This is a genomic window from Nocardia niigatensis NBRC 100131, from assembly GCF_000308655.1.
In the GTDB taxonomy this organism is placed as follows: Bacteria; Actinomycetota; Actinomycetes; order Mycobacteriales; family Mycobacteriaceae; genus Nocardia; species Nocardia niigatensis.
Genome location: NZ_BAGC01000044.1, coordinates 330,322 through 345,789 on the forward strand (window position 1 = coordinate 330,322; position 15,468 = coordinate 345,789).

Consider the following 15,468-nt stretch of genomic DNA (forward strand, 5'->3'; position numbering starts at 1 on the left):
CTCGTCGCTCACTGGGTTACCTCCTCGCGCGCCGCGTCGCTGCTCGACCGGTTGAATCCACGTTCCCGCGCCACGTCGGCGAGCAGGCCCTTGAGCTGCTTGCGCCCGCGGTGCAGCCGGGACATGACGGTACCGATGGGAGTTCCCATGATCTCGGCGATTTCCTTGTAGGGGAAGCCCTCCACGTCGGCGTAGTACACCGCCATCCGGAACTCCTCCGGAAGCGACTGCAGAGCGGCCTTGATGTCGTCGTCCGGCAGCGCCTCGAGCGCCTCCATCTCCGCGGAGCGCAGACCCGTGGAGGTGTGCTCGGCGGTGGAGGCCAGCTGCCAGTCGGTGATCTCGTCGGTCGGATACTGCGCGGGCTGGCGCTGCTTCTTCCGGTACGAGTTGATGTAGGTATTGGTGAGAATGCGGTACAGCCAGGCCCGCAGGTTGGTGCCCTCGCGGAACGAGCGGAAACCCTGATACGCCTTGGCGAAGGTCTCCTGCACCAGATCCTCGGCATCGGCCGGGTTGCGGGTCATGCGCAACGCCGCCCCGTAGAGCTGATCCAGCAGCGGGAGCGCGTCACGCTCGAATCGCGTGGCCAGTTCCGCAGCGGATTCGGTACTCCTGGCACCGGATTCGCTCACCTCGTCATAGTCGACCGCTTGGTCGTCGCCGGCGTCGATGCCCTCGCTGTCCGCGTCGTCATCACGCTGGCGATCGACCATGTCGTCGTCGCTCGTCACGCTAATCCCTTCGATCGCCGTAGCAATTGAATCTACCGCGAACAGGGATTCGGCCAGGAAACCGGCCGGGGCCGCGACGTCTGCCGCTGCCCTGCGGAACTGCGGCGGCCCGGTCCGCACCGGGGGTTCCTCGACCAGAACGGTCACCGACTCCTCCTTGGATGATTGGATGCGTGCACCCGGCAACCGTGGGCCCGGCGGCTGCTCCGAAGTGCGTACCGCATGCAACAGGTGTGGCGCTCACCCTGTTCCCAGCACCGGAAATCCGGTTGCGGCCGCTGGCTAGGGTGAGCCCATGGCTGCAGCTCCGACCCCCGCGATCAAGGCTCTGGTGCACGCGAAGGTGGACCACCGGGTGCACTCGTATACCCATGACCCGCGCAGTGATTCGTACGGCGTGGAGGCGGTGGAGGCGCTCGCGGGCGAGCTCGGGGTTACCGCCGGGCAGATCTTCAAGACGCTCGTGATCGAGCTGAGCTCGGGCGGATTGGCCATCGCGGTGCTGCCGGTGCCCACCACGCTGTCGCTGAAGGCGGCGGCCGCGGCGCTGGGCGGCGGCAAGGCGGCCATGGCCGACAAGGCCAGGGCGGAGCGGACGACGGGCTATGTGCTGGGCGGGATTTCGCCGCTGGGACAGAAGAAGCGGCTGCCGACCGTCGTCGACGAGTCGGCGCTGGAGTGGGACAGGGTGCTGTGCAGCGCGGGTAAGCGGGGGCTGGAGATCGAGCTCGCCCCGGCGGATCTGGTCCGGCTCACGGGGGCGGTGACCGCGGCGGTCGCGGTGGCCTGACCTGCCCATTCAGGGCGAATTGTCCGATTCGAACGTGAGTGGAGACACAACCTCCGGAAAAAACTTGCCCTGCGACAACTATGTCGGAATACTTGCGCCGTACAACTAGTTGACGCATACAAACAGTTGCCCCACGCAAGGAGGTGAGACCGACCGTGACCGACGATGACCCGGCGATTACCCCCACCGACATCGACGACGGCCTTGTCGACGCCATCGCCTACGAGATCGCCCGGCTCACCAAATTGCGCGACCGGACCAATGCGCAGATCGCGTCCATGACCCAGGGCGAGATCGAACCGGCCGCCTACAGCGTCCTGTTCCAGCTGATCCACTGCGGCCCGAAACGCTCGGGCGCACTGGCCGAGGCCCTCTACTCGGACGCCTCGACCATCAGCCGGCAGGTCGCGAGCCTGGTCAAGCGCGGACTCATCGAACGCCGCGCCGACCCGGCCGACGGCCGCGCCAGCGTCCTCGACGTGACCGACGCCGGCCGTGAGGTGGCCACCCAGATCCGGGCCCGCCGCAACGACTCGCTGCGCCACATGCTCCAGGACTGGGCGCCCCGCGAGCGGGAGACCTTCGCCGAACTGCTGACGCGCTTCGTCGACGGCTACGAGGAGACCCGGCAGCGCATGCTGGCCGATATCACGGCCCACAAAGACCTTCATTCCTATTACGCACCCGCGGAGAGCAATTCGTGACTACACAAGCGGAAGTGGCGGAGCCGGAACTCAATTCGGCCGGCTTCACCCACAAGCAGATCCTGGTCATCATGAGCGGCCTGATCATGGGCATGCTGCTGGCGGCCCTGGATCAGACCATCGTGTCGACCTCCATCCGCACCATCGCCGATGAGCTGCACGGCTATTCGGCCCAGGCGTGGGTGACCACCGCCTACCTGATCACCTCGACCCTGGCGACGCCGCTCTACGGCAAGCTCTCGGACATGTACGGCCGCAAGCCGTTCTACCTGGCCGCCATCACCATCTTCGTGATCGGCTCGCTGGCCTGTTCCATGGCGACCTCCATGTACGAGCTGGCCGCCTTCCGGGCTTTCCAGGGCCTGGGCGCGGGCGGTCTGATGTCGCTGGCGCTGACCATCATGGGCGACATCGTGTCCCCCCGGGAACGCGCCCGCTACCAGGGCTACTTCCTGGCCGTGTTCGGTACCTCCAGCGTGGTCGGCCCGGTCGTCGGCGGCATCCTGTCCGGCACCAACGAGATCCTGGGCGTCACCGGCTGGCGCTGGGTGTTCCTGGTGAACGTGCCGGTCGGCATCATCGCGCTGGCCGTGGTGACCCGCGTGCTCAAGCTGCCCAAGCGTCCCGTCACCAAGGTGCCGATCGACTGGATGGGCATCTCGGCGCTGATCGTCGGCCTGGTGCCGCTGCTGGTGGTCGCCGAGCAGGGCCGCGAATGGGGCTGGACCAGTAGCCACGCGCTCCTCTGCTACGCGCTGGGCGCGATCGGCGTGCTGTCCTTCATCACGGTCGAGGCCAAGCAGGGCGACGCCGCGCTGATCCCGCTGCGCATGTTCAAGAACTCCACCTTCGCCCTCGGCGTGGTCATCTCGGTGGTGGTCGGTGCGGCCATGTTCGGTGGCATCACCCTGCTGCCGCAGTACCTGCAGGTGGTGCAGGGCGCGAGCCCGACCAAGGCGGGTCTGCTGATGCTGCCGTTGGTGGCGGGCATGATGACCGGCTCGATCCTGGCCGGCCAGCTGATCGCCCGGACCGGACGGTACAAGTTCTTCCCGCCGGTGGGCGCGGCGCTGCTGACCTCGGGCCTGTTCCTGCTGCACCTGGTGTCGGCCGACACCGGGCTGTGGATCGTCATGATCTTCATGGCGGTCACCGGCTTCGGCCTCGGCAACCTGATGCAGCCGCTGACCCTGGCGCTGCAGAATGCGTTGCCGCCCAAGGACATGGGCGTGTCCACCGCGGCCGCGACCTTCTTCCGGCAGATCGGCGGCACCCTGGGTGTGGCGGTGTTCCTGTCCGTGCTGTTCACCCAGCTGGCGCCGAACATCACCACCTCGCTGCAGAGCGCCGGGCAGCCCGGCACGTCCTTCTCGGTCGCCGCCCAGAACGCCATGAAGGGCGAAGGCAGCGCGGTCGACAAGCGGGTCGTCACCCAGCTGTCGAACCCGGAGACCGCGCCGGCGGCCGTGGGCCAGGTGCTCAATGACAGCTCGGTCGTCCAGCAGCTGAACCCGGCGCTGGCCCACCCGTTCAAGGAGGGCTTCGCCAAGTCCATGGACCGGGTGTTCCTGTCGGCCACCTTCGTGGCGCTGCTCGGCTTCATCCTGGTGCTGTTCTGGAAGGAGGTGCCGCTGCGCAGCGCCGGCGGCATCCAGGCCCGGAAGGAAGCCATCGAGGAGGCGGACGCGGCCTCGGTCTGATCGGCCCGGCCGACGATCGAATAGACGGTGCCCCTGTCGCGGAGACGCGGCGGGGGCATTGTCATTTCACAATTCGGGCCGGACTCTGTGAGTTACTTGGGAACGAGCAGTGAGCTTGTTGTGAACCCTTTGTCCGGAAGGTCCTATTCGAACCCGAGGATGTGATGCGGTTTATGTCTCCCCATCGGCCCACGTTCTTCAATCGACGCAGTCGCGCGGCCCTCGCCGCCGGTGTACTCGCGCTGGCGCTGGGCGCTGGTCCCCTGACTGTCGCCACCGCGACCGCCCTGCCGGCGCCGGCGGCGCCGAGCCCGAACTTCCCCGACCCGGGCGCCCCGGGCGGCGGTCAGCAGAAGAAGGACGAGCGTCTCGAGAAGGGGGAGAGGCTCGGAGGCGGAATCATCACCAAGATGATCGACTCGATGGCCGACACCGTGAAGTGCATCCTGAACATCCCGCTGCCCACGGTGAAGTGCGGGTAGCGGCAGCCGAATGCCTTGCGGGCCGGTCAGATCAGACCGATCTGACCGGCCTGTGCGCCCACTTCCGCCAGCAGTTCGGGGCCGTTGTTCTTGACGCTGTTGACCAGCGACGGCACCTCACGCACCAGAATGTCCGAAACCACCGCGGGCGCAGGGGTTTCCAGCAACGACCCCGGCGCGGGATGGTCCGGGTCCAGCCAGGCGTCCCAATGCTCGCGCGGCATCGGCAGCGGCATACGGTCGTGGATCTTGGCCAGGTCGCCGACCGCGTCGGTGGTCAGGATCGTGCAGGACAGCAGCGGCCGCGCCTCGTCGCCTTGCTCGCGGTCGCGCCAGACCGACCAGAGACCCGCCATGTAGAGGCGCCCCCCGCCGGCGCGGGACATGAAATACGGCCGCTTGACGGCCTTTCCGAGCGAATCGGCCTCGGTGACCCACTCGTACCAGCCGTCCATGGGCACCAGGCAGCGGCGCTTCTTCACGGCATCACGGAAGGAGGCGGTGGTGGCGGCCTTGTCGGCGCGGGCGTTGAACAGGGGCTTACCCTTCACCGGGATGCCGGGCTCGGCGGCTTTGGTCCAGGGCGGGATGAGGCCCCAGCGCATGGCCCGGACGCGGAGCGTGGCCGGGTCCTCCGGGTGGTCGTGGTCGTGGCGTTCGACGACCGTGAGCACCTGATTGGTCGGCGCCACATTGTAATTGGGATCGAAGCCCTTGTCGCCGGTCTCGTCGATAGCATCGAGCTCGACGGCCAGTTTCGCGGGATTCGTCGTGGTCGCGTATCTACCGCACATGCCGACCATGCTGCCACCGCGTGCCGACAGTCACCAGAAGCGAATCGCACCCGATGTGATGGCAATTGACATCACTTGGACAGTATGAGACGTTCGTCTCATCACACTCTCATCAAGGGATCGCCGCCAATCATGACTGCAACCGAAACCGCCCCGCTCGATCAGGCCGACACGCTGACTTCCGTCAACCCCGCCACCGGCGAGACGCTCGCCACCTACCAGATCGACGATGAGGCGGCGGTGCGCGCGGCCGTCGCCAAGGCCCGGACCGCCGCCGCCACCTGGGGCGCGCTGACCTACGCCGAGCGCAAGAAGCACATCCTGCGCTGGGGCAGCAAGCTGGTAGAGAAGTCCGACGAGCTCAGCGAGCTCATCCACGCCGAGAACGGCAAGCCCCTCGACGACGCCTTCCTCGAGCTCATGCTGGCCCTCGAGCACATCAAGTGGGCCGCCTCCAACGCCGAGAAGGTGCTCAAGCCCAGGAAGGTCGCGCCCGGCGCGTTCATGGCCAACTTCGCCGCCCACCTGGAGTACCGCCCGCTGGGCGTGGTCGGCGTGATCGGGCCGTGGAACTACCCGATCTACACCCCGAACGGCTCCATCGCCTACGCGCTCGCGGCCGGCAACTGCGTGGTCTTCAAGCCGAGCGAATTCTCCACCGGCATCGGCAATTTCGTGGCCAAGGCGTTCGCCGAGGCGAATCCGGAACTGCCGGACGGCGTCTTCATCGCCATCAACGGCTACGGCGCCACCGGCGCGGCGCTGGTCAAGTCCGGCGTCGACAAGCTGGCCTTCACCGGATCCACCGCGACCGGCAAGAAGATCATGGCCGCGGCCGCCGAGAGCCTCACCCCGGTGCTGCTGGAATGCGGCGGCAAGGACGCGGTGATCGTGGCCGCGGACGCCGACGTCAAGGCCGCCGCCGACGCGGTCGCCTGGGGCGCCACCTCCAACTCCGGCCAGACCTGCGCCGGTGTCGAGCGGGTGTACGTGGACAAGTCCATCGCCGATGAGTTCGTCGCCGAGGTCAAGCGCATCCTCACCGACATCAAGCCCGGTTCGGACGGCAAGGCCGCCTACGGCCCGATGACCATGCCCGGCCAGATCGACATCGTGCGCCGGCACATCGACGACGCGCTGAAGAACGGCGGCAAGGCCGTGCTCGGCGGGCCCGAATCGGTCAAGGGGGCCTTCATCGAACCGGTCGTGCTGGTCGACGTGGACGAGTCGTCGGACGCGGTGTGCGAGGAGACCTTCGGGCCGACCGTCACCATCCGCACCGTCAACGGCGTGGACGAGGCGGTCGAGTTGACCAACAGGAGCAAGTACGGGCTCGGGTCGGCGGTGTACTCGAAGAAGCAGGGCATGGAGATCGCCCGCCGCCTCGAGGTCGGCTGCACCTCGGTGAACTCGGTGCTGTCCTACGCGGCCATCTCGGGTCTGCCCTTCGGTGGCGTGCGCGAGTCCGGCATCGGCCGCATCCACGGCGCGCCGGGCCTGCTGGAGTTCTCGCGGCCGCACTCGATCGCGGTGCAGCGCTTCGCGATTCCGGGCATGGCGCTGCTGTCCTACGCCCGCACCGACCGCACCATGAAGCTGCTGCGCAAGATCGTGCCGCTGGTCCACGGTCGCGCGAAGTAGAACCAGCCCCAGGGGGTATACGTACTCATGTGCGTATACCCCGAGTCCTTCCGATGCTCACCGAGCTACTGATTTCGCAAAGTTGGGTGTAACTCGCCGGGGACGGGCTCAGCCGGGTACGGCACCCGTCCGCCGGTCCGCAACGCGAGTCTCACGGCAATTTCTTGTCGGCAAAAGTCTCGGGGAGGCGGGAGTGCGAAGATGGGCCTTGTGACTTTCTGGCCCGCGCCCCACGTCCGAGTTCCCGTCCACGCGACCGTGACCCTGCCCGGGTCCAAATCCATTACCAATCGGGCGTTGATCCTCGCCGCGCTGGCGGATCGGCCGTCCACCATCACCGGCGCGCTGCGCAGCCGCGACACCGACCTCATGATCGCGGCCCTGCGGGCCATGGGCACCGGCATCGAGGGCGAGGGCGAGACGCTCACCGTCACCCCGCCGGCCGAATTCACCAGTGCCGTGGTCGATTGCGGGCTCGCGGGCACCGTCATGCGGTTCCTGCCGCCGGTGGCGGCGCTGGCGCGCGGCGATGTCGCCTTCGACGGCGACGAGCAGGCGCGGGTGCGGCCCCTCGGCACCATCCTGGACGCACTGCGCGCCCTGGGCCTCGACATCGACGGCAACCGGCTGCCCTTCGTGGTGCACGGTACGGGCACGCTGCGCGGCGGGCCGGTCACCATCGACGCCTCTGGCTCCTCGCAGTTCGTGTCCGGGCTGCTGCTGTCGGCGGCGCGGTTCGAGCAGGGCGTCACCGTGAACCACGACGGCGCCGCGCTGCCGTCCATGCCGCACATCGAGATGACCGTCGAGATGTTGCGGCGGGCCGATGTTCGCGTGGACGCGCCCAATGATCCGCGCAAGGCACAGACCTGGACGGTGGCCCCGGGCCCGATCCGGGCGGTGGACTGGGAGGTCGAACCGGACCTGTCCAACGCCACCCCGTTCCTGGCGGCGGCGGCCGTCACCGGCGGCGAGGTGAGCATTCCGCACTGGCCGCGGCTCACCACCCAGCCGGGCGACGTGATCCGGGAGATCCTGGTGCGCATGGGCGCCGAGGCGCGCTTCTTCGAGAACATACTGACCGTACGCGGCCCCGAGCGGCTGGCCGGCATCGACATCGACCTGCACGACGTGGGCGAGCTGACCCCGACCGTGGCCGCCCTTGCGGCACTGGCGGATTCGCCGTCGCGGCTGCGCGGCATCGCGCACCTGCGCGGCCACGAGACCGACCGCTTGGCCGCGCTGGCCACCGAGATCAACCGGCTCGGCGGCAAGGTCACCGAGACCGAGGACGGGCTGGCCATCGTGCCCAACCCGCTGACCGGTGGCCAGTGGCGCTCATACGCCGATCACCGGATGGCCACCGCGGGCGCGATCATCGGCCTGGTGACGCCGGGCGTGGAGATCGAGGACATCGGCACCACCGCCAAGACGCTGCCGAACTTCGTGGAACTGTGGGACGGGATGCTGGCCTCGCCGGGAGCAGGACACTGAGGCGCCGCGAGTACGACGAGTCCGATGTCCGGGTGCGCCCGGGCAAAGGCTCGCGCCCGCGCACGAAGACCCGGCCGCAGCATCTGGATGCCGAGGCGGCCATGGTGGTCTCGGTGGACCGGGGGCGCTGGGGGTGTGTGCTGGACGGGGATCCGGAGCGGCCGCTGACGGCCATGCGGGCGCGCGAGCTGGGCCGCACCCCGATCGTGGTCGGCGATCAGGTGGACGTGGTCGGGGATCTGTCCGGCAAGCCCGACACCCTGGCCCGCATCGTGCGTGTGGTGGATCGGCGAACGGTGCTGCGCCGCACCGCCGATGACACCGATCCGTTCGAGCGGGTGGTGGTGGCCAATGCCGAGCAGCTGTTCATCGTGGTGGCGCTGGCCGATCCGCCGCCGCGCACCGGGTTCGTGGAGCGGGCCATGGTGGCGGCGTATGTCGGTGGGCTGCAACCGATTCTGTGCCTGACCAAGCACGATCTGGCCGCCTACTCCGAATTCGCCTCGGCCTTCGAGGATCTGGATCTGACCATCGTCTACGGCGGGATCGAGGATCCGCTGGAGCCGGTGCTGGAGTTACTGGACGACAAGCTGACCGCCTTGATCGGGCATTCCGGGGTCGGCAAGTCGACCCTGGTGAACCGGTTGGTGCCGGACGCGGAGCGCGCGGTCGGCGAGGTGTCCGGGGTCGGCAAGGGCCGCCACACCTCGACCCAGTCGGTGGCGCTGCCGCTGCCCGAGGGCGGCTGGGTCATCGACACGCCCGGCGTGCGCTCGTTCGGCCTGGCCCACATCACGCCCGACGACGTCATCCAGGCGTTCTCCGATCTGGCCGACGCCATCGAGAACTGCCCGCGCGGCTGCACCCATCTCGGCCCGCCCGCCGACCCGGAATGCGCGCTCGACGAACTCCCCGGCAAGGAACTCCGGGTAGCGGCCATCCGACGCCTGCTCACCGCCCTGAATTCCAACGACCCGTGGTTCCGGGGCAGCAGCGACAGCTGACACGCGCGGGACGCCGACGGAGACTCGCGGTAGCCCAGAGGTAGCTGAGAATTCGCCCATTCGATACCTTTTGTGCATAACCGGCACGAAGGGATGTCATGAGCGAGGATCTCCCCGAGCTGCCGCCGGCCAATGCGCGGCGGCACGACGATGTCCGGCCCGCCCGCGATCAGGCCGGTCGGCCCGGAGCGGAACAGGGTGGTGAACGGCCGCGCGACAAGGACGAGAAGCTGCCGCCGGAGCATCCGGACGACCGGTCCCCCGCCGACCCGCACGACTGGCAGGAGGACTGGGATCGGGCGCGTTGGGCGCCCTGATCCCGGGAGCGACCTAGGCTCGGGACATGGCTTTCGCTGAATGGCGGCGCCGGCCCGAGGCGCCCGCCCGCTGGAATCCGCTGCCGCGACTGGGCCGCACCCTGGCCCGGCGCCGGACCGTCATGCGCACCGCGCCGGTGGTGTTCGCGCTGGAGCGCTTCACGCGGCGGGTGACCCACGGCCGCAAGGGAATCCTCGATGTCGCGGGACTGCCGGCACTGCAGCTCACGGTGGCCGGGCGCCGGACCGGCCTGCCCCGCACGGTCAGTCTGCTCTACATCCCGAATCCATACGACGAGAAGCGCTTTCTGATCGTCTCCTCGAATTGGGGAGGGCCGGAACAACCCTCGTGGTCGGCCAATCTGCGCGCCGCCGACCGCGCCGAACTGGTGGTGCGGGGTGAACGGTTCCCGGTCGAGGTGCGACAGCTGACGGGGGCCGAGCGGGATCGCGCCTGGCGGCGGGCGCTGGACTTCTGGCCCGGTTACGCCATGGAGCAGCGGCACGCGGGCATGCGTCGCTTCCGGCTGTTCGAGCTCGCCCGGCTCTGACGCGAAAACGGCTGCTGGATATTAGCCACTGCTTTTCTCGTCCACTGCGGACGCGGGCTCAGTGCGGGCGGGTCAGCCGCATGCCGTTGTCGAAATCGATGCCCTTCAGCTCGGAACGGCTGGTGAGACCGAGCTTTTCGAGAACGCGGGACATGTGGTGCCCGACCGTGCGCGGGCTGAGGAACAGTTCGGCGCCGATCTCCCGATTGGTGAGGCCCTGCGCGGCCAGCTTGGCCACCTGCGACTCCTGCGCGGTCAGCGGCGTGGAGCCGGTCCCGCTGGGCTTGGCGCCGGTGCCCGTCAGCTCCAGCTCGGACCGGGTGCGAACAGCCCAGGCGGTCGCGCCGATGAGGTCGAAAGCGTCCGCGGCGGAGCGCAATTGCTCGGCGGCGTCGCGGCGGCGGCGGACCCGGCGCAGCCACTTGCCGTAGAGCAGCTGGGCGCGGGCCCGGCCGAAACTGGTGTGCCGGGCGTCGCCGACCGCCACGGCCCGGCGGTAGTAGTGCTCGGCACGGTCCTCCTCGGCCAGCAGCGCCCGGCACGAGTAGGCGGTCGACAGCGCCCAGCGGGCCCGCGAGCGCCGCGCCCAATCCGCGATCAGCTCGGCGTACTCGGCGGCCTCGTCGACCCGCCCCACGCGGCAGGCGGCCTCGACCGTGTCGAGGGTGGCCAGCCGGGCCAGCGTGGGATGCGCGGCCTCGTGCCCGGGCAGGTACAGCGCGCGCAGGCGGCGATAGGCCGACTCGGCGTCGCCGGTGGTCAGCGAGTGGAAGCCGTGATGCCAGTAGGCGCCGCCGATCAGCACCGGCACGGCGTGCGGGCGGGCCAGGGCCAGCGCACGATCCACGCTGCCGGCGACCGTGTCCGCGTCACCGCGCTGGGCGGCCAGCCGGGCTCGCAGATTCCAGCAGTGGGCCAGGATATTGTCCGCGCCCGCACCGGTGGCCAGCTCGAACGCCTCGGCCAGGGTGCTCTCCCCCTCCTCCCAGTGGCCGGTCGCGAACTGCACCACGGCCAGTTGCGGCAGCAGGCCGAGCGCCGCCGGCCGATCACCCGAATTGCGCAGGCCCCCGGCCACTCTGAGATACGGCTCCAGGGCCCGCTCGGCCAGCCCCCACTCCAGCAGCTGCGCGGCCGGCGGCAGCAGATGCGCGGCCGCGATGGGCGCGGCCGCGGCCCCGACCGCCTCGAGCTGGCCGTCCAGCGGCAGGTCCGCGGCACGGCCCGCACACCAGTCCGCTCGGTCGGCGAGCAGCCGCAGCCCGGACGCCAGGTCGGGACCGCCACCCTTCCAGTGCGAATCCGCAACCGTGGCAGTGGTTTCCGGTCTTTCATCGATTGCCTCGGCGTCCCGCAGTAACAGGACGTGGGCCTTGGCCGGGTCGCCGGCGACGAATTCCAGCAGGCCGGGGAGGCCGCCGCTCGCGGCGGCGATCGCCACGGGAGCCGTGCGGGCCTCGGCGAGGGTGAGCAGGCGACGGGCCGACTCGACATCGCCGCCCTCCCAGGCGAATCGGGCCGCGCCGGCCAGTCGCACCCCGGCGGTGTCGGTGTCGGGGGTGATGGCCGCGGCGCGGCGCAGTACCGCGGCCGCGGCCAGCGCGCCGGCGCGGGCCCGCACTCGCTCGACACCGTCGGCGAGCCCCCGGGCCAGTGTGGGATTCGGACCGTCGAGCACGGCGGCCAGATGCCAGGTGCGCAGTTCGCCGTTCTCGGCGCCGTGCAGCGCATCTGCCAGGGCCAGGTGGACGGCCCGGCGCTCGGCGGTCGACGCGGCGTCGTAGGCCGCGCCGCAGAGCAGGCGGTGCCGCATCTCGGCGCGCCCGTCGGTGACCGTGAGCAGCCCGGCCGCCAGCGCCGACTCCCAATCCGCCGCGGTGACACCGAGTTCGGACGCGGCCGCGCTGATCGGGCACAGGGTGCCCCGGTCCTCGGCGGCCACCACGGTCAGCAGGGTGCGCACCCGCGGAGTCAGGGCGGCCAGCCGGTCGGCGAAGGCGGCACGTAGTCGGGGGCCGAAAGACACCGGACCACAGCCGATTCCGGCGCTGTCCTCGGAGTCGATGGGAAGTTCCCGCAGCGCCAGCGGATTACCGTCGGCCAGCCGCAGGATGCGTGCCGCGCGTGGCTCGCCGATGCCGCCGGAGCGCTGGGCCAGCAGCAGCCGCGCCTGTGCGTCGGTCAGCGGCGCGATGGGCAGCACCGGCAGCGCCTGCCACACCGCGGCGGCCGGGCATTCCCGCACCGCGGCCAGCAGCGCCACCCGGCTCGCGCTCAGGCGGCGCAGCGCGAAGGTGAGCGCCTGCCCGGTGGCGTCATCGACCCATTGGGCGTCGTCGACGATGAGCAGCAGCGGCCGCTCCCTCGCGGCCGTCGCGAGCAGAGTCACCAGGGCCGCCCCCACCAGGAACTGGTCGGCCGGGCCGGAGTCGCGGCCGAGGGCGGCGGACAGGGCGCGCGCCTGCGGGACGGGCAGCGAGGCGACCCGGTCGGTCAGCGAGAGCAGCAGTTCGTGCAATGCCCCGAAATCCAGCTCCGATTCGGCGGGAAATCCACGGCAGCCGATCACTCGGAAATCCGTGGCGCGCAGTTCGGCATCGCGCAGCAGCGCGGTTTTTCCGATCCCCGGTTCACCCCACAGCAGCAATCCCCCGCCGCGGCCTGCACGCGCCTCACTCAATACACGAGACAGTTCGGCCTGTTCTCGTTCCCTCCCCTGGAACACTCGAATCTCGCGCACATCGCAAGTTACCCCGGCCGCGGAGGGCCGGACAAATTCCGGCGTCACCGATGCCCCAGCGACTGAGATCGCATGGGGGATATGCGATTCCGAGTCTTTCATCGATGACCGATACGATGACCGATACAGCGACCGATTTTAATTCGCCCACTCTCGGCTAAAATGCGCGCGAATTCATTCCGCGAATGCGGACGACGCGCGATCGACATCCATTGCATTCCCCGAAGACTGCGTGCTAAACATTTTTCATCAGCTGAATTTCCTGCTCATTCGTTTGATTCCAAGGAGATTTAATGCGCAAGATCCGTGTTCCGGGTGTGGCCGCCGCTGCCACCGGCCTGCTGTTCGCCGGCACCGGCCTGGCCACCGCCGACACCACCACGCCGCCGACGACCACCCCGACCACCGGATCGGCCGAGAGCCTCACCAACGTCATCAAGGCGTTGATCACCGGCAGCGCGTCCACCCCGGGCACCACCACGCCCACCACCGGTAACTGATCCGAGCGGTTCCCGCGCCGTCCCGGATCGACGCCGCAGGGGATCGCCGATCCCGGCCGCCGGGGTGCGGACACTGCCGGAAATAGTTAGCCTGCCGAGGTGGAAGACCGTGAGCGCAAGGAATTTTCGCCGCTCCTCGACGATGCCCTCGGACCCGGCGCACCCGTCACCCCGGAAGTCCGGATAGGGCGCAACGACCCGGAAGGCACGTTGCCGGAATGCGTGCGCTGCGGCAAGCCCGCCGCCCTGCATCTGCGGGCGGTGTGGCTTTCCACCCGCGCCGTTCTCGCCGGCGACATCGATGTGGACAACGTGATCGAGGTACACGCCTGCGGCGGTTGCGCGGGCAGTGTCGCCGGAATGATCCTCATCAACTGGGACCCCCGGTATTGGGGCGAGTCCGTCCACCTGGAATGACGCCCCGGGCCTTGCTCCGAAACGAGAACTTCAGCGCGGCCGCACAATTCGCATGCCGTTGTCGAAATCCACGTCGATCAGATCGGCCCGGCCGCTGAGCCCGAGCTTGCCGAACACCCGCGACAGATGGTGACCCACCGTGCGCGGGCTCAGAAAGAGTTCGGTCCCGATCTCCCGATTGGTCAGGCCCTGCGCCGCCAGGCGCGCGACCCGCAGCTCCTGCGCCGTCAGCACCGAGGTCTCGCCGTGCGCGGTGACCGGCGCCGCCCGGCGGCCGGTGAGCTCCAGCTCCTGCCGGGCGCGCAGCACCCACGGGGCCGCGCCCATGGTCTCGAACGCGTCGGCGGCCGTGCGCAATTGCTCGGCGGCGTCGGCGCGCCGGCGGGCACGCCGCAGCCACTTGCCGTAGAGCAGCTGCGTACGCACATGATTCAGATCGTGGCGGGTGCGCCGGACGGCCAGCGCCCGCCGGAAATAGTGGTCGGCTCGCTGGTCGGAGCACAGCAGGGCCCGGCAGGTGTAGGCGGCCGAGAGCGCCCAGTCCGCGCGGGACCGCACCGCCCAATCCCGGATCTCGCCGTAGTACTCGAGCGCGTCGGCGTGCCGGCCGACCCGGGTGGCGGCCTCCACCAGCTCCACCGCGGCCAGCCGCGCGTAGGTCGGATGCCGGGCGTCGTGCCCCGGCTGGGCCAGAGTCCGCAGGCGCAGGTACGCGGTCTCCGGATCGCCCAGGCTGAGCGCGTGGAAACCCAGATGCCAGTGCGCCGACGCGATGAGCGCGTGCGACCGCCGCGGCCGCGCCAACGCCAGCACCCGGTCCGCGCTGTCCAGCACCGCATCCGAATCACCGTGCAGTGCCGCGATCTTCGCGCGCAGCGCCCAGCACTGGGCGAGCACGTTCTCCACCCCGCCCGCCTCGGCCAGCTCGAACGCCTCGGCCAGGGTCTGCTCGGCGGCCGCGAACCGGCCGTTGGCGAACTGCACGATCGCCAGCTGCGGCAGCAGCGACACCGCGGCCGGCGCCGAGCTGCCGCGCAGGTACGCCGCGGCCTGCGTGTACGGCTCCAGCGCCACGTCCGCCAGCCCCCACAGCAGCACCAGCGGCGCCGGCGGCAACGGCCGGATCATGGTGTGGAAACGTGAAATACCCTCCCGCACGGTCATTTCCGCGGGATCCAGGTCGAGCACACTGTGCCCGGCCACCCAGCGGGCGCGTTCGGCGTCGATCCGCAGCAGCGTGGCCGTCTCCGGATCGACCAGCTCGGCATCGCGCAGCAGCAGCCGGCTCGCCCGCTCCGGTTCTCCCGCAACGAATTCCAGCAGTCCGGCCAGCCCGCGCCCGGCCACCGCGGCCCGCTCCGGACCGAGCCGGGCGGTAGCACGCTCGAGCAGGCCGCGCGCGGACGCGATATCCCCACCCGCCCAGGCGGATCGACCGGCCGCGGCCAGCCGCTCCCCCGCCCGCGCCGGGTCCGGGGTGATGGCGGCGGCCTGCCGCAGCATGGCCGCGGCGGCCATGTGCCCATGGTCGGTGACGGCGGCCGCCGCGGTGAGCGCCGCGGCCAGCTCCTCGTCGGGGCACTCGGCGGCCATGGCGCGG

15 protein-coding genes are annotated in these 15,468 nt (G+C 69.8%); 11 read left to right on the forward strand and 4 right to left on the reverse strand.

Annotated features, from left to right (window positions below; translation table 11 throughout):
* Positions 1 to 8 precede the first annotated feature (8 nt).
* A complete protein-coding gene (locus tag ON33_RS22300; protein ID WP_040861010.1) occupies positions 9 to 716 on the reverse strand; it encodes a sigma-70 family RNA polymerase sigma factor in 708 nt (235 codons plus the stop codon).
* Between the two features lie 313 nt (positions 717 to 1,029).
* Here ON33_RS22300 and ybaK point away from each other — a divergent pair, with 313 nt between their 5' ends.
* From ybaK to ON33_RS22320, 4 genes are all read left to right on the forward strand, one after another.
* A complete protein-coding gene (ybaK, locus tag ON33_RS22305) occupies positions 1,030 to 1,524 on the forward strand; it encodes a Cys-tRNA(Pro) deacylase (RefSeq protein ID WP_040860894.1) in 495 nt (164 codons plus the stop codon).
* Positions 1,525 to 1,679: 155 nt separating this feature from the next.
* Positions 1,680 to 2,228, forward strand: coding sequence for a MarR family winged helix-turn-helix transcriptional regulator (locus tag ON33_RS22310; protein WP_051152623.1), 549 nt, complete (start codon positions 1,680 to 1,682; stop codon positions 2,226 to 2,228).
* Between the two features lie 71 nt (positions 2,229 to 2,299).
* On the forward strand, positions 2,300 to 3,928 hold the full coding sequence (locus tag ON33_RS22315) for an MDR family MFS transporter (RefSeq protein ID WP_051152647.1): 1,629 nt from the start codon (positions 2,300 to 2,302) through the stop codon (positions 3,926 to 3,928).
* A 173-nt stretch (positions 3,929 to 4,101) separates the two neighbouring features.
* The gene (locus ON33_RS22320; RefSeq protein WP_040860896.1) at positions 4,102 to 4,410 is read left to right on the forward strand and encodes a hypothetical protein; all 309 of its coding nucleotides are present in this window, start codon (positions 4,102 to 4,104) and stop codon (positions 4,408 to 4,410) included.
* 26 nt (positions 4,411 to 4,436) lie between these two features.
* Here ON33_RS22320 and ON33_RS22325 read toward each other — a convergent pair whose 3' ends face one another.
* Complete coding sequence (locus tag ON33_RS22325) at positions 4,437 to 5,204, reverse strand: SOS response-associated peptidase (RefSeq protein WP_040861012.1); 768 nt, start codon at positions 5,202 to 5,204, stop codon at positions 4,437 to 4,439.
* Positions 5,205 to 5,336: 132 nt separating this feature from the next.
* Between ON33_RS22325 and ON33_RS22330 the strand changes: the two genes are divergently transcribed.
* The 5 genes from ON33_RS22330 to ON33_RS22350 all read left to right on the forward strand — a co-directional run bounded on the left by ON33_RS22330 (position 5,337) and on the right by ON33_RS22350 (position 10,211).
* A complete protein-coding gene (locus ON33_RS22330; RefSeq protein WP_040860897.1) occupies positions 5,337 to 6,845 on the forward strand; it encodes an aldehyde dehydrogenase family protein in 1,509 nt (502 codons plus the stop codon).
* 201 nt (positions 6,846 to 7,046) lie between these two features.
* Positions 7,047 to 8,339: a 3-phosphoshikimate 1-carboxyvinyltransferase gene (aroA, locus tag ON33_RS22335; protein ID WP_040860898.1), complete on the forward strand. Its 1,293-nt coding sequence runs from the start codon at positions 7,047 to 7,049 to the stop codon at positions 8,337 to 8,339.
* Positions 8,300 to 9,343 carry a ribosome small subunit-dependent GTPase A gene (gene rsgA, locus ON33_RS22340; protein ID WP_083869188.1) on the forward strand — a complete coding sequence of 348 codons (1,044 nt, stop codon included), beginning with the start codon at positions 8,300 to 8,302 and terminating at the stop codon, positions 9,341 to 9,343. The genes aroA and rsgA overlap by 40 nt, the downstream gene beginning before the upstream one ends.
* A 98-nt stretch (positions 9,344 to 9,441) precedes the next feature.
* The gene (locus tag ON33_RS22345; RefSeq protein WP_040860899.1) at positions 9,442 to 9,660 is read left to right on the forward strand and encodes a hypothetical protein; all 219 of its coding nucleotides are present in this window, start codon (positions 9,442 to 9,444) and stop codon (positions 9,658 to 9,660) included.
* A 26-nt stretch (positions 9,661 to 9,686) separates the two neighbouring features.
* Positions 9,687 to 10,211: a nitroreductase family deazaflavin-dependent oxidoreductase gene (locus ON33_RS22350; protein WP_051152624.1), complete on the forward strand. Its 525-nt coding sequence runs from the start codon at positions 9,687 to 9,689 to the stop codon at positions 10,209 to 10,211.
* A gap of 58 nt (positions 10,212 to 10,269) precedes the next feature.
* Here ON33_RS22350 and ON33_RS22355 read toward each other — a convergent pair whose 3' ends face one another.
* Positions 10,270 to 13,053 carry an AAA family ATPase gene (locus tag ON33_RS22355; RefSeq protein ID WP_083869189.1) on the reverse strand — a complete coding sequence of 928 codons (2,784 nt, stop codon included), beginning with the start codon at positions 13,051 to 13,053 and terminating at the stop codon, positions 10,270 to 10,272.
* A gap of 191 nt (positions 13,054 to 13,244) precedes the next feature.
* Between ON33_RS22355 and ON33_RS22360 the strand changes: the two genes are divergently transcribed.
* Positions 13,245 to 13,451 carry a hypothetical protein gene (locus tag ON33_RS22360; RefSeq protein ID WP_040860900.1) on the forward strand — a complete coding sequence of 69 codons (207 nt, stop codon included), beginning with the start codon at positions 13,245 to 13,247 and terminating at the stop codon, positions 13,449 to 13,451.
* A 99-nt stretch (positions 13,452 to 13,550) separates the two neighbouring features.
* Positions 13,551 to 13,868, forward strand: coding sequence for a hypothetical protein (locus ON33_RS22365; RefSeq protein ID WP_040860901.1), 318 nt, complete (start codon positions 13,551 to 13,553; stop codon positions 13,866 to 13,868).
* Between the two features lie 30 nt (positions 13,869 to 13,898).
* Here the strand turns inward: ON33_RS22365 and ON33_RS22370 are convergent.
* Positions 13,899 to 15,468, reverse strand: a 1,570-nt coding sequence (locus tag ON33_RS22370; protein WP_218001488.1) for a LuxR family transcriptional regulator, incomplete at its 5' end; no start/stop codon positions are given.